19 protein-coding genes are annotated in these 21459 nt (G+C 64.7%); 4 read left to right on the forward strand and 15 right to left on the reverse strand.

The features are described 5' to 3' along the window. Positions 1-132: 132 nt before the first annotated feature. The 13 genes from FQ664_RS03160 to exaC form a co-directional block, all read right to left on the reverse strand. A complete protein-coding gene (locus tag FQ664_RS03160; protein WP_144170369.1) occupies positions 133-1329 on the reverse strand; it encodes an ABC transporter permease in 1197 nt (398 codons plus the stop codon). Then, positions 1329-2540 (reverse strand): ABC transporter permease, encoded by a 1212-nt coding sequence (locus tag FQ664_RS03165; RefSeq protein WP_144170370.1) that lies wholly within the window; start codon positions 2538-2540, stop codon positions 1329-1331. The genes FQ664_RS03160 and FQ664_RS03165 overlap by 1 nt, the downstream gene beginning before the upstream one ends. Further along, positions 2540-3226 carry an ABC transporter ATP-binding protein gene (locus FQ664_RS03170; RefSeq protein ID WP_144170371.1) on the reverse strand — a complete coding sequence of 229 codons (687 nt, stop codon included), beginning with the start codon at positions 3224-3226 and terminating at the stop codon, positions 2540-2542. Before FQ664_RS03170 ends, FQ664_RS03165 begins: the two co-directional genes overlap by 1 nt. Continuing rightward, complete coding sequence (locus FQ664_RS03175; RefSeq protein ID WP_144170372.1) at positions 3223-4374, reverse strand: efflux RND transporter periplasmic adaptor subunit; 1152 nt, start codon at positions 4372-4374, stop codon at positions 3223-3225. Before FQ664_RS03175 ends, FQ664_RS03170 begins: the two co-directional genes overlap by 4 nt. Before the next feature lie 441 nt (positions 4375-4815). Then, complete coding sequence (locus FQ664_RS03180; RefSeq protein ID WP_144170373.1) at positions 4816-5517, reverse strand: LexA family transcriptional regulator; 702 nt, start codon at positions 5515-5517, stop codon at positions 4816-4818. Between the two features lie 259 nt (positions 5518-5776). Further along, positions 5777-6304, reverse strand: a complete 528-nt coding sequence (gene ppa, locus FQ664_RS03185; RefSeq protein ID WP_087503109.1) for an inorganic diphosphatase — start codon at positions 6302-6304, stop codon at positions 5777-5779. A 93-nt stretch (positions 6305-6397) separates the two neighbouring features. Beyond that, positions 6398-7213, reverse strand: coding sequence for a M90 family metallopeptidase (locus tag FQ664_RS03190; protein ID WP_144170374.1), 816 nt, complete (start codon positions 7211-7213; stop codon positions 6398-6400). A 9-nt stretch (positions 7214-7222) separates the two neighbouring features. Then, entirely contained in the window at positions 7223-7870 is a 648-nt protein-coding gene (locus FQ664_RS03195) for a DedA family protein (RefSeq protein WP_003255361.1), read from the reverse strand. A gap of 249 nt (positions 7871-8119) precedes the next feature. Then, a complete protein-coding gene (locus FQ664_RS03205; protein WP_144170375.1) occupies positions 8120-8578 on the reverse strand; it encodes a GNAT family N-acetyltransferase in 459 nt (152 codons plus the stop codon). Between the two features lie 108 nt (positions 8579-8686). Then, positions 8687-9505, reverse strand: a complete 819-nt coding sequence (gene eutC / locus FQ664_RS03210; RefSeq protein ID WP_144170376.1) for an ethanolamine ammonia-lyase subunit EutC — start codon at positions 9503-9505, stop codon at positions 8687-8689. Between the two features lie 8 nt (positions 9506-9513). Further along, the gene (locus FQ664_RS03215; protein WP_013970694.1) at positions 9514-10908 is read right to left on the reverse strand and encodes an ethanolamine ammonia-lyase subunit EutB; all 1395 of its coding nucleotides are present in this window, start codon (positions 10906-10908) and stop codon (positions 9514-9516) included. Positions 10909-10954: 46 nt separating this feature from the next. Further along, entirely contained in the window at positions 10955-12403 is a 1449-nt protein-coding gene (gene eat, locus FQ664_RS03220) for an ethanolamine permease (RefSeq protein WP_133970084.1), read from the reverse strand. Between the two features lie 225 nt (positions 12404-12628). After that, positions 12629-14149, reverse strand: a complete 1521-nt coding sequence (exaC, locus tag FQ664_RS03225; protein WP_144170377.1) for an acetaldehyde dehydrogenase ExaC — start codon at positions 14147-14149, stop codon at positions 12629-12631. A gap of 255 nt (positions 14150-14404) precedes the next feature. Between exaC and FQ664_RS03230 the strand changes: the two genes are divergently transcribed. The 4 genes from FQ664_RS03230 to FQ664_RS03245 all read left to right on the forward strand — a co-directional run bounded on the left by FQ664_RS03230 (position 14405) and on the right by FQ664_RS03245 (position 18716). Continuing rightward, positions 14405-16378, forward strand: a complete 1974-nt coding sequence (locus tag FQ664_RS03230) for a sigma-54-dependent Fis family transcriptional regulator (RefSeq protein ID WP_144170378.1) — start codon at positions 14405-14407, stop codon at positions 16376-16378. A 66-nt stretch (positions 16379-16444) separates the two neighbouring features. Next, positions 16445-17794, forward strand: coding sequence for a UDP-N-acetylmuramate:L-alanyl-gamma-D-glutamyl-meso-diaminopimelate ligase (mpl, locus tag FQ664_RS03235; RefSeq protein WP_144170379.1), 1350 nt, complete (start codon positions 16445-16447; stop codon positions 17792-17794). Continuing rightward, a complete protein-coding gene (ubiX, locus tag FQ664_RS03240) occupies positions 17791-18420 on the forward strand; it encodes a flavin prenyltransferase UbiX (protein ID WP_013970698.1) in 630 nt (209 codons plus the stop codon). Before mpl ends, ubiX begins: the two co-directional genes overlap by 4 nt. A gap of 8 nt (positions 18421-18428) precedes the next feature. Beyond that, positions 18429-18716 carry a YceK/YidQ family lipoprotein gene (locus FQ664_RS03245; protein WP_144170426.1) on the forward strand — a complete coding sequence of 96 codons (288 nt, stop codon included), beginning with the start codon at positions 18429-18431 and terminating at the stop codon, positions 18714-18716. A gap of 178 nt (positions 18717-18894) precedes the next feature. On the opposite strand, the gene FQ664_RS03250 is transcribed toward FQ664_RS03245, so the two are convergent. Continuing rightward, the gene (locus FQ664_RS03250; RefSeq protein ID WP_144170380.1) at positions 18895-19539 is read right to left on the reverse strand and encodes an oxidoreductase; all 645 of its coding nucleotides are present in this window, start codon (positions 19537-19539) and stop codon (positions 18895-18897) included. 27 nt (positions 19540-19566) lie between these two features. Then, positions 19567-21300, reverse strand: coding sequence for a C13 family peptidase (locus FQ664_RS03255; RefSeq protein WP_144170381.1), 1734 nt, complete (start codon positions 21298-21300; stop codon positions 19567-19569). Between the last annotated feature and the right edge of the window lie 159 nt (positions 21301-21459).

Here is a 21459-nt window from a genome sequence, read left to right on the forward strand (position 1 = left end):
ACCCGCTCCCACAAGGCCCCTGCTAATTCAATGAGTTATGTGCAGTCCTGTGGGAGCGGGCGTGCCCGCGAAGGGCTCCCCAGTAAAGCCTGTAGAAATCTTCCTGCAGCGTACGGCTCATTGGCCTGGCCGCTACTCACTGCGTAGCGCCGCCACCGGATGCAGGCGGGCGGCCCGCAGTGCCGGAGCCAGGCCGGCGAGAACCCCCAGCACCGCCGCCAGCAGCAGCGCCAGTAGCAGAAACAGCGGATGCAGCGCCAAGGGCAGGCTCGGCATGGCCAGGTGCAGTAGCCCGAGCAGGATGCCCATCAACAGCAGGCCAAGCAAGCCACCGGCCAGGGACAGCAGCGTCGCTTCGGCGAGAAACAGCCCGAGCACCTGCCGCGGGCTGGCACCAATCGCCCGCAACAGGCCGATTTCCGCCGTGCGCTCGGCCACAGTGGTGGTCATGATGGTGAGAATGCCGACCGCGCCGACCAACAGGGAAATGCCCCCCAAGGCACCGATGGCCAGGCTCAGGGTGCCGAGAACGCGGTTGAAGCTGCGCAGCATGTCGTCCTGGGTGGTCAGGCTGAAGTCCTCCGCCCCGTGCCGTTCGCCGAGCACCTGGCGAATCTGCCGGCTCAACACCCGCGACGTGGTGCCTGCGCCGAACACCACATGGGCTTTGACCACCCCGGTGCGGTTGAACAGGCTTTCGGCCCAGTCCACCGGGATGTAGGCGATATCGTCGAGGTTGAAGCCGAGCAACTGGCCTTTCTCCGCCATCACGCCGATCACCCGGAAACGCACGCCGCCGACGCGGATCAGCTCGCCCAGCGGATTGCGCGTGCCGAACAGCTCGGCACGCAGCTGATGACCGAGCACCACATAGGGCGGCGAACGGCCGTCACGGGCTGCGGGCAGGAACTCGCCCAGGCTCAGTTGCATGCGCCAGGCCTGTGCCAGTTGATGGCCGCCACCGAGAATGTCGCTGCGCCGGTTCAGTTGACCGAACTGGATATCCCCGCTGCCCTGAATGATCGGCACCGCCGCCTCGACATGCGGCAAGCGCCGCAGGGCGTCGGTGTCACTGATGGTCAGTGGCCGTACACTGCCGAGCAGGCCGCCGAGGCCGCTGGTCTGGGTTTTGCCTGGGCGCACGGTAATGATCCGCGTACCGAACTGCGAGAAGTTCTCCAGCACATGGCCGCGCACGCCTTCGCCTATGGCCGTGAGCAGTGCCACGGCGGCGATCCCGATCGCTACCCCGAGCAGGGTCAGCAGGCTGCGCAAGGGGCGACAGGTCAGCGCCGAGCTGGTCAACCGGAAACCATCTTGCCAGCGCATCAGTGCGCTCCCGGCGGGCGTAACGCCGCCACCGGCTCCAGCGCCGCGGCCCGAGCGGCCGGTAGCCAGGCGAACAGCAGCGCCGTGCCGAGTGCCAGCAGCACCGCACCAGCCCGCGCCCACCAAGGGGCATGGAGCGGCAGATCGAACGCCAGGCGCCCCAGCCAGAGCAGGGTTTCGGCCAGCAGCAGGCCCGCCAGCGCCCCCGTCAGGGCCAGCAGCGCCGCCTCGCCGAGGAACAGCAGGCGCAGCTGCGCCGCCGTCCCGCCTATGGCTTTGAGCAGGCCGATCTCGGCGCTGCGCTGGCTCACTGCAATCCAGGTCACGTTCATGATCAGGATGCCTGCCACCAGCAGGCTGATCGCGGCAATCCCGGCCACCGCCAGGGTCAGCACTGCGAGTATCTGGTCGAAGGCGCTGAGCAGGCTGTCCTGGCTGACCAGGGTGACGTCTTCCTCACCCTCGTGGCGCTCCTTGAGCGCGGCGATTATCAGCCGCTGGCTACGGTCGAGAAAACTCGGACCATGCACCTCGACAAACACCCGCGACAACCCTTCGCTATTGAACAAGGCCTGGGCACTGGCCACCGGGATGATCAACATCTCGGCGAAATCCATGCCCAGGGATTCGCCCCGCTCACCAAGGATACCGACCACCCGGAAGCGCCGGTCGCCGGCGCGCAACCATTCACCCAGGGCCGGGCGTGCACCGAACAGCTCGCGCCGGAGTTTGCCGCCGATCACGCAGACGGCCTCGGCCTGCTCAGGGTCCAGCGCCGGCAGGGGCTGGCCCCGGACGACCGTCAGTTGGCGAATGGCGAAGAAGTCCGGGGTGGTGCCCAGAGTCAGCACCTCACGATTGCGGTTGCCGACTATCACCTCCATCTGCCCGGCCTGCTGCGGCGCAACCCGGCGGATGCCCGGCAACCGGCTGATGGCCTGGACATCCTGCAAGGTCAACTCGTGCGGCGTCAGGCCGGTGAGCGGCGGCATTCGCCCCGTGGTTTCCTTGCGGCCCGGGAAAACGATCAGAATGTCGCGTCCGAGCAGCGAGAACTCGTTCAGGACAAAGGCCCGCGCCCCTGCGCCGAGACCGGTGAGCAGGTTGACCGCAACCACCCCGATAGCGATGGCCAGCAGTAGCATCAGGCTGCGCGAACGATGCCCACGCAAGGCGCCGAGCCAGAAGCCCAGGGCATCGGCTGCGCGCATCAGGCCAGCGCCCGCTGCGGCGCAATACTGTGGATACGCCCGTCACGCATGCGCAACTGGCGCTGTGCGCGCGCACCCAGGCTGGCATCGTGGGTCACCACTATCAGGGTCAGGCCCTCGCCATTGAGCTCCTCCAGCAGGCTGAAGACCTCGGCGCCGGCCTGGCTATCGAGATTGCCGGTAGGCTCGTCGGCCAACAACAGTGCCGGTTGCATGACCATCGCCCGGGCGATCGCGACGCGCTGGCGCTGGCCACCGGACAGCTCGGCCGGGCGGTGGGCAAGGCGCTCGCCCAGCCCCAGGCGTGCCACCAATTGGCTGCTGCGCTTGCGCCGTTGCGCCGCACCGATGCCGGCGAGGACCATCGGCAGCTCGATGTTTTCCAGCACCGTCAGCCGTGCGATCAGGTGGTAGGACTGGAACACGAAACCTATCAGTCGGCTGCGCAACTGGGCGCGGCGCGCCTCGCTCAGTGCCGCCGTGGCCTCGCCCTGCAGCCAGTATTCGCCGGCGCTCGGCGCATCGAGCAGACCGAGGATGTTCAGCAGGGTCGACTTGCCCGAGCCCGACGGGCCCATCACCGCCATGTAGTCACCGGCGGCGATGTCCAGATCCAGGCCGTCCAGCCCCATCACCTGCTGTTCGCCCAGCTGGAAGCTGCGGCTACCGCCGCGCAGGCGGATCATTTTTCAGTCTCCGTGGCATCCAGCGGGATCACTGCCACGGTATCCTTGAGCCCTTCCTGCTCGAGGCTGGCGACTATACGCGCATCCTCGTCCAGCCCGGCGAGCACCTCGGTCCAGCGCCAGTTGCTCAACCCGGTTTGCACTTGCACCTCGCGCAACACCCGGGCGCTCGGGTCATATCGCAGTACGCGCTGCCCCTCCAGCAAGGTCTCGGTGGGGATGCGCAAAGCACCTGCGTGCTGCTCCAGGAGGATCTCGACGTCGGCACTGTAGCCGGTGAGCAGGGCCAGATCCGCCGGTGGCTGGTCGAAGCGCACCTCGACATCGACGGTGCGCGCCTGCTTCTCCAGTTCACGCACATAGGGTGCGATGCGGCTGACGCGGCCGACGAAATGCTGGCCACGGAAGGCATCCAGGCTGATCCGCACGGCGGTTCCGGGGTGAACCCGGGCAGCGTCCACCTCATCGATCGGTGCCTCGACATACAGGCAGCTGTCGTCGATCAGGTCAACTGCCGGCGGCGTGGGAATACCTGGCGGTGAAGGGGTGACGAACTCGCCGAGTTCGCCGTTGATTTCTGCGACGATGCCGGCGAATGGCGCACGCAGGGTGGTCTGTTCCAGCAGTGAGCGCTGCAATTGCAGGCTGGCGTCGGCCTCGCGGATCAGCACGGCACTGGCAGTGCACATCAGCTTCGCCAGGTTAGCCTTGGTTGTGGCCTGATCGAGGCGATCGGCGGCAATCAACTTGCGGTCCGCCAGCTGGCCCAGGCGATCAAGGTCGCGCCGGTCCAGCAGCGCTTGCTGGCAGCGCTGTTCGCGGGTGTTGCGTTGGGCCTCCAGCCGCGCCTCGGCCTCCTGCAGCCTGGCCTGTTGCTCGTCCTGCCGCAGGCGCATGAGTACCTGGCCCGGCTGGACCCGCTGGCCCTCACTGACCAGCAACTCGGCAACCTGGCCGCCGACATTGAAGGACAGGTGCGAGCGTCGACAGGACTTCAGCGTACCCGCGCGCGTGTTGGCCACCACCGTTTCCACCGGCCCTCGCTCAACCTCCAGGAGCTTGACCGGCAACGGCTGCGGTCGACTCAACCAGCCGCCCAACACCACTAGACAAGCCAGTATCGACGAGCCAATCAATAATTTGCGCATGGCCTGCACCTCCTCCCATATGGCTTGAGCCTAGATCAGGAGGGTGAAAGCTCCATGCAAAACGTCATTTATCCGACTATTTTCGGATGAGCGTCAGCGCAGTGTCAGATAAATGGCGAATGAGATTATTTTCGCACTCGCGCCTGCGATTTCCCTGCCATAGGAAACCTGCAGAAAGCTCCAGAGGATGAGAATGGGTTTTATTCTGGCATTAAAAAGCCGGCTTGTGGCCGGCTTCTCGGGGACGCTTCCGACTAATTTTTGGTAAGCCGCAATCGCCTTAACTGTGTGGCCATCAAGGGCCTGAAAGAGATGGCAGATGCCCGTGTGGGATATCGCCGAGCCCTCTGGACCGCGGCTCGCGCCGGTCTGGGGCTTAATGTGCGGCGTAGCATACAAGGGCGCGCGCGGGATGCCCAGCAAAAAATGGCACAGGTTGTTTCAGCCGGGCCGGTGCTGGCGGAAATGCGACCAGTGGAACACCCAGCCAAGGACTTCCAGCCCTTGTGCCTGGCGCTGGGCGGCGGTGTAGCGTTCAACCGCATAGTTGCGCCGATCATGGCTGTGCAGGTACAGCGTGCCGTGCTGGCCGAGGCTGAGGTTGTTCACCCTGAGCGCGCCGTTGTGCAGCAGCGCATAGGTTTCGCCCTCGAATACCTGAGTCATGCCCAGGTCGATGGCCAGGGTGGCCTGCAGCGGAATCAGCGGGGTCATGTTGCTGGCAGGCATGGCCAGGCAGATGGCGTTGTCGGCATGCACACCCAACACTTTCAGGGCTTTCGCGGGTAGGCACAGGTGCTTGCTGGGCACGGGCGACAGCAGGCCGTTGTGCAGTTCGTAAAAAGGCACCTTCAGTGCCCGGCCGCCTTGCACCGCCAGCGGCGTGGGCGGGTTGGCGGGCGCCGGCCCGGGCGGGCAGTTGCGCAGGATCGGGTTGTGGTGTTTGGGGCCTTCGCCCGTGCGCAACCAGCGACGATGCACACAGAACAGGTCGGCCAGTTCGTCCAGCCGGGCCAGGGGTACGCCGCGGTTGAACCAGTTGTTGACGTGCTGGGGGGTGACGCTGCGTTGGGCGGCGAAATCGGAAGCGGTCAGGCCACATTCGTGGAGCAGGGCTTTGAGGCGGTCGCCGGATGTGTTCATGGCGGCGAGTGTAGCGACGGGGTGCCAGCAAGGATATGAACTGGATGTTGATGGAATTTGTGTGAAAACTACCTGTTTGTAGGGCATTGGCGTAGGACTACGTAGGATTTTTTACCTCCCGAGCAAATGCGCGCTCCCACAGGGATCGCGCCAGCTTTTAGAAGTGCCGCAAAGGCAGGTCATCCAGTGCCAGGGCTGCAAGCAACCCATCAGGCAATAAAAAAACCCCGCCAGGGCGGGGTTCTTCATGCCACCGGTATCAGCCCTTGTAGGCAGCAACCGATTTGGTGATCGCGGCACGGGCGGCGTCAGCACCTTCCCAGCCTTCGATCTTGACCCACTTGCCCTTCTCGAGATCTTTGTAGTTGGCAAAGAAGTGCTCGATCTGCTGGATCAGCAGGGCTGGCAGGTCGGTGTATTCCTTCACGTCAACATACAGCTGCGACAGCTTGTCGTGAGGAACAGCGATGACCTTGGCGTCGCCGCCGCCGTCGTCGGTCATGTTCAGTACGCCGACCGGACGGGCGCGGATAACCGAACCTGGGGCTACCGGGTAAGGGGTAACGACCAGCACATCCAGTGGATCACCGTCATCGGCCAGGGTGTTCGGGATGTAGCCGTAGTTGGCTGGGTAGAACATCGGGGTAGCCATGAAACGGTCGACGAACAGGGTATCGCTGTCCTTGTCGATCTCGTATTTGATCGGCGCGTGGTTGGCCGGGATCTCGATGGCGACGTAGATGTCGTTCGGCAGGTCTTTGCCCGCCGGAATCTTGCTGTAGCTCATTGGGCAGTGCCCCCGTGTTTGACCAAAAAAGTGGCGGCGATTATAGGCACATTCTGCATGGGCATGCCACGCCTGGCCTGATGTGCGGCCCCGTCAGGCGTGGCTTTCGCGGTATTCCGGGTGTTCGGCCTGCAGCTGGCACAGGCGCGCCAGCGGGTCCTGGCGGTAGAACAGCGACAACTGGCGGTAGACCTGTGGATAAGCCTGTTGCAGCAGGTCGGGGGCACTAAAGAAGTACTCGCTGGCGACGGCAAAGAACTCCGCCGGGTTCTCCGCGGCATACGGGTCGATGGCGGTTTCGGCGTCGGGGTTGGCGTCCAGCTGGCGGTTGAGGTCGTCATAGGCCTGTTGCATGGCGGTTGCCCATTCATCCACAGGCATGCCGCTGTGCAGTGGCGGCAGGCCGTTGGCATCGCCATTGAGCATGTCCAGCTTGTGCGCCAGCTCATGGATGACCAGGTTGTAGGCTTCCCAGCCACCACTGGCCAGCACACCGCTCCAGGCGAGGATGATCGGGCCCTGTTGCCAGGCCTCGCCGCTGTGCTCGCCGTCCCATACGTGCTCCACGCCACTGGCATCGCGGTGGCGCTGGGGGCTCTTGAAGTCGTCGGGGTAGAGGATGATTTCGTGGAAACCCTGGTACCAGTTCAGCTCACCCAGGTGCAGCAGCGGCAACTGCGCCTGGGCGGCCAGCAGCAGGCGCTGCTCGTCGTCCGGTTCGACGCCGGGCAGGCAGGTGAGGTGCTTGTCGAGCAGGAACAGGATGCAGGCTTCACGCAGCCAGCGGTCTTCTTCGTCAGTGATGCCGTCCAGCATCGGCAGGCGCTCGCGCACGGCCTGCCATTGCTGGGGGGCGATGGGGTAGCGCGCCAGGGTGCGCTTGCGCCGCCAGGCGCTGAACGACCACATCGGCAGGTGTCAGTGCGCCTTGGCCGTGCGGCCCAGGCGGCCACGCAGCAGGCCGAGGATCATCGGCACCAGCGACAGGATGATGATGCCCACCACCATCAGCGACAGGTGCTGCTTGATGAATGGCACGTTGCCGAAGAAGTAGCCCAGGGTCACCAGGCCGCCGACCCACAGCAGCGAACCGGCGACGCTGAAGCCGAGGAAGCGTGGGTAGTGCATGTGGGCGATGCCGGCGACGAACGGTGCAAAGGTGCGCAGGATGGGCAGGAAGCGCGCCATGGTCACGGTCTTGCCGCCGTGGCGTTCATAGAAGTCGTGGGTGCGCTGCAGGTAGTCGCGACGGAAGATCTTCGAGTTGGGGTTGTTGAACAACCGCTCGCCGGCCGTGCGGCCGATTACATAGTTGGTGCTGTCGCCGAGGATCGCGGCGGCCATCAGCAGGCCGGCCAGCAGTACCGGGTCCATGCCGCCACCGGCGGCCACGGCGCCGGCGATGAACAGCAGTGAATCGCCGGGCAGGAAGGGCATGACCACCAGCCCGGTTTCACAGAAGATCACGGTGAAGAGGATGGCGTAGATCCAGGGACCGTAGTTGGTAACCAGCAGATCGAGGTAGGCATCGAGATGCAGGATAAGGTCCAGCGGGTTGAAATCCATGTACAGCACCTGTGTTCTTGGGCGTAGGCTCGGTTACCTGGCGATGGGTAAGTTTTCACACATGACAGGTGGGCCATTATACGGCTAAGTCAGGATCATGCCCGGGGAGTTTGTAGCGGGGGGTTACGGCAGGGGGTATTCCTGTACCGGCCGCTTCGCGGGTAAACCCGCTCCCACAGGTACAGCACCGACTTCAGATGCGCCGCTATGCCTGTGGGAGCGGGTTTACCCGCGATGAGGCCAGCCCAGTCAATCCTGGCTGATCGGCAGGATATAGCTCTTGAACTCGTTATCCTCACGAAACCCGATGGATTCGTAAGTCTTGTGCGCTACCTCATTGTCCGCGCTGGTCGACACCCGCATGCGCACGGCGTTGGTTTCCTTGGCCATCTTCTTCGCCTCGCGCATCAGGTGGTCGGCCACCAGCATGCGCCGCGAATCCTCGGCCACGTAGATATCGTTGAGAATCCATACCCGTTTCAGCGACAGCGATGAGTAGCTTGGGTACAGCTGGCAGAAACCCAGCAGTTTGCTGTCGTCGTCATCCGGCAATGCCAGGTAGATCACCGATTCATCCCGCTTCAGGCGCTTTTCCAGGAAGCTGCGCGAGCTGTCGGGGTAGGGTAGCTGCCCATAGAACTCGCGGTATTTGACGAACATCGGCGTGAGCAGGTCGAGGTGTTCCAGGGTTGCCTTGATGATGCGCATGTGCGGCCCTCAGAGTCCATTAGGGGAAACAGCGGATTGCCAGCAGCTTTCAAGGGCATGCTGCCCAATGCGCGGCGCAAGTGCAATCCGCCTTCCGTGACAGGTTTTTTACCCTTTGCCGAGCAGGAAGTTACCTTTCTGACTGGTGCCGTGTTCACTCTCCAGGCTATGGACCTCGGCTTCGTCCTTCAGATTCACCCCGGAAAGCTGGCGCCGGCAGGCTTCGCGCATCAAGTACAGCAGGCGGTGTGCCGCCATGCCATAGCTCAGCCCCTCCAGGCGGATGTTGGAGATGCAGTTGCGGTAGGCATCGGTCAGGCCGACCTTCGGGGCATAGGTGAAATACAGGCCAAGGCTGTCGGGCGAGCTGAGCCCCGGGCGTTCGCCGATCAGCATCACCGTCATCCGTGCGCCCAGCAGTTCACCGACCTCGTCGGCCACTGCCACGCGGCCCTGCTGCACCAGCACCACCGGGGCGCTGGTCCAGCCATCGGCGGCAGCCTGCTCCTCGAAGCGCGCCAGGAACGGCAGGGTGTGGCGGTGCACGGCCAGGGCCGACAGGCCGTCAGCGACGACGATGGCCAGGTCGACCCCGCCGGGGTTGGCTTGGGCGTGCTGGCGCAGCGCGGCAACCGAATCTTCGCTCAGGCGCCGCCCCAGATCCGGGCGTTGCAGGTACTGGTTGCGGTCGCTGGCGGCGCTGTGCAGCACCAGGCTTTCGCGCCCGCGATCACTCAGCTGGGCAGCCAGGCCGGCATGGTCGAAGGCCAGGTGCACGGCGTCGCGGGCCTGGGCGTGGGCGAACTGGAAGTCCAGCTGCGCCCCGGTGGGCAGGCTGGTGCCGGCGCGGCCCAGGGCGATGCGCGCCGGGGTCAGGTTGCGCAGGGCCAGCCAGGGGTTGTCGGGGGTAGGCGTGCGGTGGTCCATGGTCATCCCTATGCAAGCTGGGCCAAGGCCTGGCGGAAGGCCGGCGGCAGGTTGTCACCGAAGCGCACCCGGCCATCGGCCTGGGTGAAGATGCCGGTGCGGGCCAGCCAAGCCTCGAATTCCGGCCCTGGCTTCAGGCCCAGGGTCTGGCGCGCGTACAGCGCGTCGTGGAACGAGGTGGTCTGGTAGTTGAGCATGATGTCGTCGGAGCCGGGGATGCCCATGATGAAGTTGATCCCGGCCACGCCCAGCAGGGTCAGCAGGGTGTCCATGTCGTCCTGGTCGGCTTCGGCGTGGTTGGTGTAGCAGATGTCGCAACCCATCGGCACCCCCAGCAGCTTGCCGCAGAAGTGGTCTTCAAGGCCGGCGCGGATGATCTGCTTGCCGTTGTACAGGTACTCCGGGCCGATGAAACCGACCACGGTGTTGACCAGGAACGGCTTGAAGTGACGGGCCACGGCATAGGCGCGGGTTTCACAGGTTTGCTGGTCGACGCCGTGGTGGGCGTTGGCCGACAGCGCGCTGCCCTGGCCGGTTTCGAAGTACATCAGGTTCTGCCCGAGGGTGCCGCGTTTCAGCGACAGGCCCGCTTCGTAGCCTTCCTGCAGCACGTTCAGGTTGATGCCGAACCCGGCGTTGGCCGCCTCGGTGCCGGCGATGGACTGGAATACCAGGTCCAGTGGCACGCCACGGTTGATCGCCTCGATCGAGGTGGTGACGTGGGTCAGCACGCAGGCCTGGGTGGGGATGTCGTAGCGCTGGATGATGGCATCGAGCATTTCCAGCAGGGCGCAGATCGAGGCGATGCTGTCGGTGGCCGGGTTGATGCCGATCATGGCGTCGCCGTTGCCGTACAGCAGGCCGTCGAGAATGCTGGCGGCGATGCCGGCCGGCTCATCGGTCGGGTGGTTGGGCTGCAGCCGGGTCGACAGGCGCCCGCGCAGGCCCATGGTGCCACGGAACCGGGTGACCACGCGGATCTTCTGCGCCACCAGCACCAGGTCCTGCACACGCATGATCTTCGACACCGCTGCGGCCATTTCCGGCGTCAGCCCGGGCGCCAGGCTGCGCAGGCTGTCCTCGTTGGCCTCTTCGCTCAGCAGCCAGTCGCGCAGGCCACCCACGGTCAGGTGGCTGACCGGGGCGAAGGCCTGGGCATCGTGAGTGTCGATGATCAGACGTGTTACTTCATCATCTTCGTAAGGGATCAGCGCTTCGTTGAGGAAATGCGTCAGCGGGATATTGGCCAGGGCCATCTGCGCGGCGACCCGTTCGCCGTCGTTGCTGGCCGCAACGCCCGCCAGGTAGTCCCCCGAGCGGGCGGGGCTGGCCTTGGCCATCACTTCCTTGAGGCTGTCGAAGCGGTAGACCAGGTGGCCGACCGTGTGTACGAAACTTGCCATACAGACTCTCCAGAGCCGCGGGTTGCCCCGCGGCGGGTGGCGGCGATCAGTGCAGGGCCTCTTCGGCCTTCTGGATCGCGGCGAATTCCTCTTCCGGTGTACCCGCGACCAGATGGTGGCGGCTGTAGAAAGCAAAGTAGGCAATTAATACCGCATAGATCACTGCGGCGCCAATCACCACCCGCGGGTCGACCAGGAAACCGGCGACCACGGCGATGCAGGCCAGCACCAGGGCCACGCCCGAGGTGAAGATGCCACCGGGGGTGCGGTATGGGCGCTCCATCTTCGGCCGGCGGATGCGCAGGGTGATGTGCGCGGCCATCATCAGCACGTACGACAGGGTCGCGCCGAACACCGCCACCAGGATCAGCAGGTCACCCTGGCCAGTCAGCGACAGGGCAAAGCCGATGATCCCGGGGATGACCAGGGCCAGTACCGGGGCCTTGCTCTTGTTGGTTTCCGACAGTTTGCGCGGCAGGTAGCCGGCACGCGACAGGGCGAAGATCTGCCGGGAGTAGGCGTAGATGATCGAGAAGAAGCTGGCGATCAGCCCGGCCAGGCCGACCAGGTTGACGAAGCCGCCCATCCAGGTGCTACCACCGTAGGCCTTGGACAGTGCTTCGACCAGTGGGTTGCCGGATGCTTTCAGCGCTTCGGAGCCTGCGCCGCCGGGGCCGACTACCAGGATCAGCAGGGCGAAGGCCAGCAGCACCAGCATGGCGCCGATCAGGCCGCGTGGCAGGTCGCGCTTGGGGTTCTTGGTTTCTTCGGCGGCCAGCGGCACGCCCTCTACGGCGAGGAAGAACCAGATGGCGTAGGGGATGGCCGCCCACACGCCGACATAGCCGAACGGCAGGAAACTGCTGGCGCCCACGGCGTCCGTTTTGGCGATGTCGAACAGGTTGGCTGCATCAAAATGGGGCACCATGCTCACCAGGAACACGGCCAGGGCGATGGCGGCGATGGCGGTGATGATGAACATCAGCTTCAACGCCTCACCCACGCCAAAGATGTGGATGCCGATGAACACGATGTAGAACGCCAGGTAGATCATCCAGCCGCCGATGCCGAACAGCGACTGGCAGTAGGCGCCGATGAACACTGCGATGGCGGCGGGGGCGATGGCGTACTCGATGAGGATCGCCGTGCCGGTGAGGAAGCCGCCCCAGGGGCCGAAGGCGCTACGGGCAAAGCCGTAGCCGCCGCCTGCGGTGGGGATCATCGACGACAGCTCGGCTAGCGAGAAGCACATGCACAGGTACATGGTGGCCATCAGCAGGGTGGCGAGGAACATGCCGCCCCAGCCGCCTTGGGCCAGGCCGAAGTTCCAGCCGGCGTAGTCGCCGGAGATGACATAGGCTACGCCGAGGCCGACCAGCAGGACCCAGCCGGCGGCGCCTTTTTTCAGTTCACGTTGCTGGAAGTAGTCCGAGCCGACTTTTTCGAAGTCGACGGAAGAGCCTGCCGGCGAGCCGGCGGAATGATCGCTTGGCATAGATTCACCTGTTGTTTTTCTTGGTGGCCGGACCGGTTCCGGGCCGCTGGTGATGGGTCGTGCAGGAAGCGAGCCAGAGCGGTTGGTGCACGGTTACCGCTTTGGGTTTTGTATTCACAGGTCTGGCCTCTTCGCGGGTGAACCCGCTCCCACAGGGGGTGTACAGCACTTGAAGCCAGTGCAGTACCTGTGGGAGCGGGTTTACCCGCGAAGAAGGGATGCGGTTTAGAAGAAGCCCAACGGATTAATGTCGTAGCTCACCAGCAGGTTCTTGGTCTGCTGATAGTGATCGAGCATCATCTTGTGCGTCTCACGCCCGACCCCGGACTTCTTGTAGCCACCGAACGCGGCATGCGCCGGGTACAGGTGGTAGCAGTTGGTCCACACACGGCCAGCCTTGATCCCACGGCCCATGCGGTAGGCCCGGTTGATGTCGCGGGTCCACACGCCGGCACCCAGGCCGAACTCGGTGTCGTTGGCGATCGCCAGCGCTTCGGCTTCGTCCTTGAAGGTGGTGACGCTGACCACCGGGCCGAAGATTTCTTCCTGGAACACGCGCATCTTGTTGTTGCCTTTGAGCAGGGTCGGCTGGATGTAGTAACCGGTGGCCAGCGAGCCTTCCAGTTTTTCCACCTTGCCGCCGGTCAGCAGTTCGGCGCCTTCCTTCTGGGCGATGTCGAGGTACGACAGGATCTTCTCGAACTGCTGTTGCGAGGCCTGGGCGCCGACCATGGTGTCGGTGTCCAGTGGGTCGCCGCGCTTGATCTGCAGCACCTTCTTCATCACCACTTCCATGAACTGCGGGTAGATCGACTCCTGTACCAGTGCCCGCGACGGGCAGGTGCAGACTTCGCCCTGGTTGAAGAACGCCAGCACCATGCCTTCGGCCGCCTTCTCGATGAAGCTTGGCTCGGCTTGCATGATGTCTTCGAAGTATACGTTCGGCGACTTGCCTCCCAGTTCTACGGTGGACGGGATGATGTTCTCGGCCGCGCATTTCATGATGTGCGAGCCAACCGGGGTGGAGCCGGTGAAGGCAATCTTGGCGATGCGCTTGCTGGTGGCCAGTGCTTCACCGGCTTCGCGGCCATAGCCTTGCACCACGTTGAGCACGCCTTTTGGCAGCAGGTCACCGATCACTTCCAGTAGCACGGTGATGCCCAGCGGGGTCTGTTCGGCCGGCTTGAGCACCACGCAGTTGCCGGCGGCCAGGGCCGGGGCGAGCTTCCAGGCGGCCATCAGGATCGGGAAGTTCCACGGGATGATCTGCCCGACCACGCCCAGTGGCTCGTGGATGTGGTAGGCCACGGTGCCTTCGTTGATTTCCGCGGCGCCGCCTTCCTGGGCGCGGATGCAGCCAGCGAAGTAGCGGAAGTGGTCAACCGCCAGCGGAATGTCGGCATTCAGGGTTTCGCGGATCGGCTTGCCGTTGTCCCAGGTTTCGGTAATGGCCAGCAGTTCGAGGTTCTGTTCGATACGGTCGGCGATCTTCAGCAGGACATTGGAGCGGTCCTGTACCGAGGTGCGGCCCCAGGCGTCGGCAGCGGCATGGGCGGCATCCAGGGCTTTTTCGATGTCTTCGGCAGTGGAGCGGGGGAATTCGGCGATCGGCTGGCCGTTCACCGGGGAAGTGTTGGTGAAGTACTCACCCTTTACCGGAGGAACGAACTCACCACCGATGTAGTTGCCGTAGCGGCTCTTGAAGGAAACCTTTGCGCCTTCGGTACCGGGATGTGCGTAACGCATGGTGTGTCTCCTGGCTATTGTGTTTGTTAGGGAGTTGAAAAGCGTAGAGCAAAGGTTGGGCCAGCGTTGTCAGTACCAGAAAAATCAATGACTTGGGTCAGTTCTGCTGGCTTGGGCAACTACCGCTGTGCCACTGGCGGTACGTGCAGGGGTGACACTTTGTGCCATTTGCGACACGTCACCGGCGCGTGCATTGCAAAGCCTTCGCGGGTGGAGGATGCTGGCGGGACTCTCTATCTGCGGAGAACTACAACAATGCAGAGCAATCATTTAAGTCGCCATGCCCGGCAAGTCCACAGCGTTGCCCATGGCGGCCCCGGGGAGGGCGGCAGTGACCCGTCCATTGCCCGCTCCTGGCTGCGCTGCCTGGAGGACTATCACCTCGACCCCACGGTGATCGAGGCCCCGGTGGTGCTCGAACATGGGCGCCTGCTGGAAAGCCGCGAGCGCCTACGCCAAGTGCTGCAGATTGCCGACCATGAAATGAACAGCTTGCACCAGCAGCTTTCCGGGGCTGGCCATGCGGTACTGCTGACCGACGCCCGCGGGGTGATCCTCAACTGCGTCAGCGCCCCGACCGAGCGGCGCAGCTTCGAGCGCGCCGGGCTGTGGCTGGGCGCTGACTGGAGCGAGGCGCGCGAGGGCACCAACGGCATCGGCACCTGCCTGGTCGAGCGCCAGGCGCTGACTATTCACCAGAACGAGCACTTCCGTGGTCGCCACACCGGCCTGACCTGCTCGGCCAGCCCGGTGTTCGACCCGCATGGCGAGTTGCTGGCGGTGCTGGATGTGTCTTCGACACGGCCCGACGTTTCCCGGCAGAGCCAGTTCCACACCATGGCCCTGGTCAACCTGTCGGCGAAGATGATCGAAAGCTGCTACTTCCTGCGCCATTTCGAACAGCAATGGCTGCTGCGTTTTCACTTGCAGGCCGAGTCGGTCGGCCTGTTCAGCGAAGGCCTGCTGGCCTTCGACGGTGACGGGCGCATCTGCGCCGCCAACCAGAGCGCACTGAACCTGCTGGGCACGGTGCGTGGTGGCGTGCTGGGCAAACCGCTGGAACGCTTTTTCGCTTGCAGCCACGATGAACTGTTCAGCCGCGCCACGCCCGCTGGCAGCACGGCCTGGCCGCTGCATACCCTGGACGGGCGCCAGGTGTTTGCCAGCCTGCGTGGCCAGGCGCGCGCGCCGGTATGGTCGGTGCCAGCCGCCCAGCCACGACCCGCGCGGGAGGTGGAGCCGCTTGTCTGCCTGCTCGACCCGGCCTTGCAGAACGACTTCCGCCGTAGCGTGCGGGTGTTCGAGCGCGATGTGCCGTTGCTGCTGCGCGGCGAGACCGGCTGCGGCAAGGAGGCCTTCGCCCAGGCCGTGCACCAGGCCAGCGAGCGGCGCGGCAAGCCGTTCGTCGCCATCAACTGCGCGTCGATCCCGGAGAGCCTGATCGAGAGCGAACTGTTCGGTTACCGCGGCGGCAGCTTTACCGGTGCGCGCAAGGAAGGCATGCGCGGCAAGCTGCTGCAGGCCGACGGCGGCACCTTGCTGCTGGACGAGATTGGCGACATGCCGCTGGCCCTGCAAACCCGCCTGCTGCGTGTGCTGGAGGAACGCCAGGTGGTGCCGATCGGTGGCGAGCCGCAGGCGGTTGACGTGCGTATTGTCAGTGCTACCCACCGTGACCTGCTGGAACGGGTGGCGCAGGGCAGTTTCCGCGAGGACCTGTATTACCGGCTCAATGGCCTGGAGGTGGCATTGCCGGCGGTGCGCGAGCGCAGTGACAAGGCGCAGTTGCTGGACTTTCTGCTGCGTCAGGAGGCGCAGGGGCAGCTGATCGATATCGAGCCAAGGGCGCGCCAGGCACTGCTCGACTTCGCCTGGCCCGGGAATGTGCGGCAGATGCGCAATGTGCTGCGCACGCTAGTAGCGCTGTGCGAGGAGGGCTGCATCCTGTTCTCAGACTTGCCGGCAGTGATCTGCGAGGGCTTCGCCCTCAATCGCCGGCAAGCCAGCTCCCACCTCGACCGCATCGACCCCAAGCCAGGCGCTATCCCTGTGGGAGCTGGCTTGCCGGCGATAGGGTCGGCCCTGTTGGAGGATGCCGAGCGCCATACCTTGCTAGCCATCCTGGAGGCAAAACACTGGCACCTCACGCGTGTCGCCGAGCACTTGGGCATCAGCCGCAATACCTTGTATCGAAAACTGCGCAAACACGGCATCACCAGAGCTGGCTGAGCGAAACATCTGGTGCGATTTGTCGCGCCCTGGGCTACCCTGCCTCGATGTTTTGCGAGGTCGACCATGCATATTCACATTCTCGGTATTTGCGGTACTTTCATGGGCTCGCTGGCGGTGCTGGCCAAGGAACTTGGCCACCGCGTCACTGGCTCGGACGCCAACGTCTATCCCCCGATGAGCACCCAACTCGAAGCCCAGGGCATCGAGCTGACCCAAGGCTATGACCCGGCCCAGCTGGACCCGGCGCCAGACCTGGTGGTCATCGGTAACGCCATGTCGCGTGGTAACCCGGCGGTGGAGTACGTGCTGAACAAGGGCCTGCCCTATGTTTCCGGCCCGCAGTGGCTGGCCGACCACGTGCTGCAAGGCCGCTGGGTGCTGGCCGTTGCCGGTACCCACGGCAAGACCACCACCAGCAGCATGCTGGCCTGGGTGCTGGAACACGCCGGCATGAGCCCGGGTTTCCTGATCGGCGGTGTGCCGCAGAACTTCTCGGTGTCGGCCCGTTTGGGCGATACGCCGTTCTTCGTGGTCGAGGCCGACGAGTACGACAGTGCATTCTTCGACAAGCGCTCGAAGTTCGTGCATTACCACCCACGCACGGCGATCCTCAACAACCTTGAGTTCGACCATGCGGACATCTTCCCTGACCTGGCCTCGATCGAGCGGCAGTTCCACCACCTGGTGCGCACCATTCCCGGCGAAGGCCTGGTCATCCACCCCACCACCGAACAGGCGCTGGAGCGGGTGATCGGCATGGGCTGCTGGACCCCGGTGCAGACCACCGGCGAAGGTGGCCAGTGGCAAGCCCGCCTGCTCAGCCCCGACGGCTCGCGCTTCGAAGTGCTGTTCGATGGCGAAGTGCAGGGCGTGGTGGATTGGGCGCTGACTGGCCAGCACAACGTCGCCAATGCCTTGGCCACCCTGGCAGCCGCGCGCCATGTAGGCGTGGTGCCAGCCATGGGCATCGAAGGCCTGAGCGCCTTCAAGAGCGTCAAGCGGCGCATGGAGAAGGTTGCTGAAGTACAGGGCGTGACCATCTACGATGACTTCGCCCACCACCCGACCGCCATCGCCACCACCCTCGACGGCCTGCGCAAGCGCGTTGGCGAGGCCCCGGTGATCGCCGTGATCGAGCCGCGCTCCAACTCGATGAAGCTCGGTGCCCACCGTGACGGCCTGCCGGAAAGCGTCAACGACGCCGACCAGGTGATCTGGTACGCCCCGGCCAACCTTGGCTGGGACCTGGCTGCCACCGCCGCACAATGCAAAGTGCCCAGCGTGGTGGCCGACAGCCTCGAAGCGATCATCGAGCGGGTCAAGGGCCAGGCCCGCCCAGGTACCCATGTAGTGATCATGAGCAACGGCGGCTTCGGCGGCCTGCACGGCAAGCTGGCCGAGGCACTGCAGTGAGCGGGCCGGAACGCATCACCCTGGCCATGACGGGCGCCTCGGGCGCCCAGTATGGCCTGCGCCTGCTCGATTGCCTGGTGCGTGAGGACCGCGAGGTGCACTTCCTGATCTCCAAGGCCGCGCAACTGGTGATGGCCACCGAGACCGACGTGGTGTTGCCAGCCAAGCCGCAGGCGATGCAGGCCTTCCTCACCGAATACACCGGCGCCGCCGACGGGCAGATCCGCGTGTATGGCAAGGAAGACTGGATGTCGCCGGTGGCCTCGGGCTCCGGCGCGCCGGCAGCGATGGTGGTGGTGCCTTGTTCCACTGGCACCTTGTCGGCGATTGCCACCGGTGCCTGCAACAACCTGATCGAGCGTGCTGCCGACGTTACCCTCAAGGAGCGTCGCCAGTTGATCCTGGTGCCGCGCGAAGCGCCGTTCTCCACCATCCACCTGGAGAACATGCTCAAGCTGTCGCAGATGGGCGCGGTGATCCTGCCGGCAGCGCCGGGCTTTTATCACCAGCCGCAGACCATCGACGACCTGGTCGACTTTGTCGTCGCACGCATTCTCAACCTGCTGAACATTCCCCAGGACATGTTGCCGCGTTGGGGTGAGCACCATTTCGGGGTGGATGATTGAAGCGAGTGCTGGCGGGGGTGCTGGCGGGGGTGCTGGCGCTGGTGCTGCTCGGTGGCTGTGCCACGGTGCGTACGCTGGATGCCAACAAGCCCGGGGCGCCGGTGGTGTATGCCGGTACCCGGCTGGATTTGTATGTGATCAATGGCGGGTGCTGCCCGCGGGATCGGTATGGGGCTGAAGCACCGGCGTACCCGGGGCTGGACCTGCCGGGGAGCATGCTGCTCGATACCCTGTTGTTGCCGTTGTCGCTGCTCACAGCGGCCGGTGTCGGTTTTCAGGCCACCGGTGGCCTGTGAGGGCCCTTTCGCGGGTGAACCCGCTCCCACAAGGATTGCACCGTGCTCAGGTCTGATGAAGTGCCTGTGGGAGCTGGCTTGCCGGCGATAGGGCCATAACAGGATAACCACCAGCATGAATGCACTGGGTTCCCTGTGGGAGCGGGTTTACCCGCGAAGAGGCCCTGGCAGGTGAAGCCTAGATCTTGCCCAACTTGCGCAACTCATCCGACTCCACAATCCGCACCCCGTCTTCTTCCTCCAGGGCCAGCCGCCACAGCGCGCGGGCCAGGGTACAAGCCTCGATCCCCCGATACTTCCCGGGTATCAGCTTGGAAAACGGCGAAGCCAACTGTTCGCCGAGCCGCGGCTCGACCCGCTCGCCCAGCAGCAACGACGGCCGCACGATGGTCAGCTGCGGCCAATCCTGGGCCTTGAGTGCCTCTTCCATCTCGCCCTTGACCCGGTTGTAGAAAATCGACGATTTCGGGTCGGCGCCCAACGCACTGACCACCAGCAGATGCCGCGCGCCCAACTCCCGGGCACGCTTGCTGAACGCCACTACCATATCCAGGTCCACCGCACGGAAGGCCGATTCGGAGCCGGCCTGCTTCAGCGTGGTGCCCAGGCAGCAATAGGCGATATCGACTCGCCCGGCCAGCTGTGGGAGGAACACCGCCGGGTCGCCCACCGGGTTTTCCAGGTGCGGGTGCTCGGCCAGTGGCCGGCGGGTAGGCGCCAGTACGCGGGTGATGGTTGGCTCATTGAGCAGGCGGTCGAGCAGGTGTTCACCTGTAAGACCCGTGGCACCGGCAAGCAGGACATGCTGAGGCGTCAAATACATGATGTCTCTCCCTTGTTACACACAAGCTTAGTGGCTGCCGGGCGTTTCCGCCTGTTCCCCCACGTTGGCCTGTGCGGCGTTACGCAATGCTTCTTCGGCCTGCTGCCGGCGCAGGTGCTGCCAGTGCTCAAGCACCCTCGGCGGCGCCCACAGCTGCGGTTCGGAGGCCTCGAAACCTTCCCTTTGTTCTCTTTCGGCAACGCTGGCGCGCGCCAGTTCAAACGCCTGTTTCAGGTCGTCGGTCTGGTTCAGTGCTTCGGCGAACAGGGCGTCGCCAAAGTAGGTGAAATCGGCTTCTTCCGAGCAACCGAAGGACACACGGTCGGCCCGGGCGGCGGTCATGATCAGCGTGCGCTCATCCTTGAGCGGGGCGATATAGCCCCCTGAATAGCAGGCGGATATGACGATGACCTTGTCGCGCTCCTTCAGCGGCGCCAGGGCGCTGGCCAGTTCGTCGGCGGACAGGTCGGCCAGTTGCAGGCGCGGCTGGTCGAGCACCAGTTGGTGGTCATGGCTGCCATGGCTGGTGAGGTAGATGAACACCAGGTCTTCGGGGCCGCTGCGCTCGGCCAGGGTGCGGGCGGCGCGGGTGAGGTTCTCACGTGTGGCCATGGGGCGGGTGGTCATGTGGTCGCGGTGGTTGACCAGGGTCACCTGGCCACGGGCGCCAAAGCGCACCTTGAGCATGTTGCTGACGTAGTCGGCCTCGCGCAGGAACACGCTCTGCTGGCCATCGCCGGCTACCACCAGGCTGTAGAGCTGGACCGGTGGCGCCGAGCGCGGTACCCGGGCCAGCGCCTCGTCCAGCAGCCGGCCCTGATTGAGCAAAGCCAGGTCCAACGGGTCGGGCAACAGCTTGCCGTTCTGGTCGCGTACGCGCACGCCGTTGCTCCAGGTGCCGCTTTCGACCTTGCCGTTGGCCAGGATCAGCTGGCCCTGGCCGTGGTAGGCGTCGTTGAGGAAGCCGCCGATGTACTTGCTGCCGTCGGCCAGTTGCAGGCTGCCCTGGCCCGACAGGCGCCAGTCGGCGAAGGTGCCCTTGTAGTGGCTGCCGTCGCTGCCCAGCAGTTCGCCTTCACCGACCAGCGAGCCGTCCTTGAATTCGCCGATCCACACATCACCCTCGGTGTTTTCGTAGCGGCCACGGCCCTCCAGGCGATTGTCCTTGAACTCGCCGATGTACTGCTCGCCGTCGACGCTGTCGTAGGTGCCACTGCCTTCCAGCTGGCCGTTGATGAAGCGGCCGCTGAACTGGTTGCCGCTGGCATCGCTGCGCACCCCGGCACCGTTGGGCTTGCCCTTGGCGAACAGGCCCTGGTAACGGCTGCCGTCGGCCAGCTCCAGCTCGCCGGCGCCTTCGTACAGGTCGTCCTTGAACTGGCCGCGGTAGGTCTGGTCGGCTTGCTTGAGGGTGCCTTCGCCGTCGCGGCGGCCGTGGCTGAAGGTGCCGGCATAGTGGCTGCCCGGGGTGGTCAGCTCACCCAGCCCCTGGAACAGCCCAGCGGCGAACTGACCGCGGTACACCTCGCCGTTGCGCCCGTGCCACTCACCTTGGCCGTGCCATTGGCCGTCCTTGAAGCTGCCGGCGTACCAGCTGCCGTTGGGGTAGTCGATGCGGCCCTCGCCTTGCAGCAGGCCATCGACCACCTGCCCCCGGTACCGCCCACCATCAGGCAGGCGCGCGTCCGGCGGGAGCAGCGATTCACCGTCGCCGCAGGCGGCGAGCAGCAGGACCAGGGTGATGGGGAGCAGTGGACGCATGGCGAGAACCGGGCAATAGGTCTGCCGAGTATGCCGCAGAATGGGGGGGGTGAGACAGACATGGCATAAGCAGATGAATCATGCTTCGCCAGCTTTTTGCAGGAGTAACTGGCTGCTTGGAATCTGAAACTGGCGCGGTCCCTGTGGGGGGCTTTAGCC

It is taken from the genome of Pseudomonas persica (assembly GCF_900291015.1).
GTDB lineage: Bacteria > Pseudomonadota > Gammaproteobacteria > Pseudomonadales > Pseudomonadaceae > Aquipseudomonas.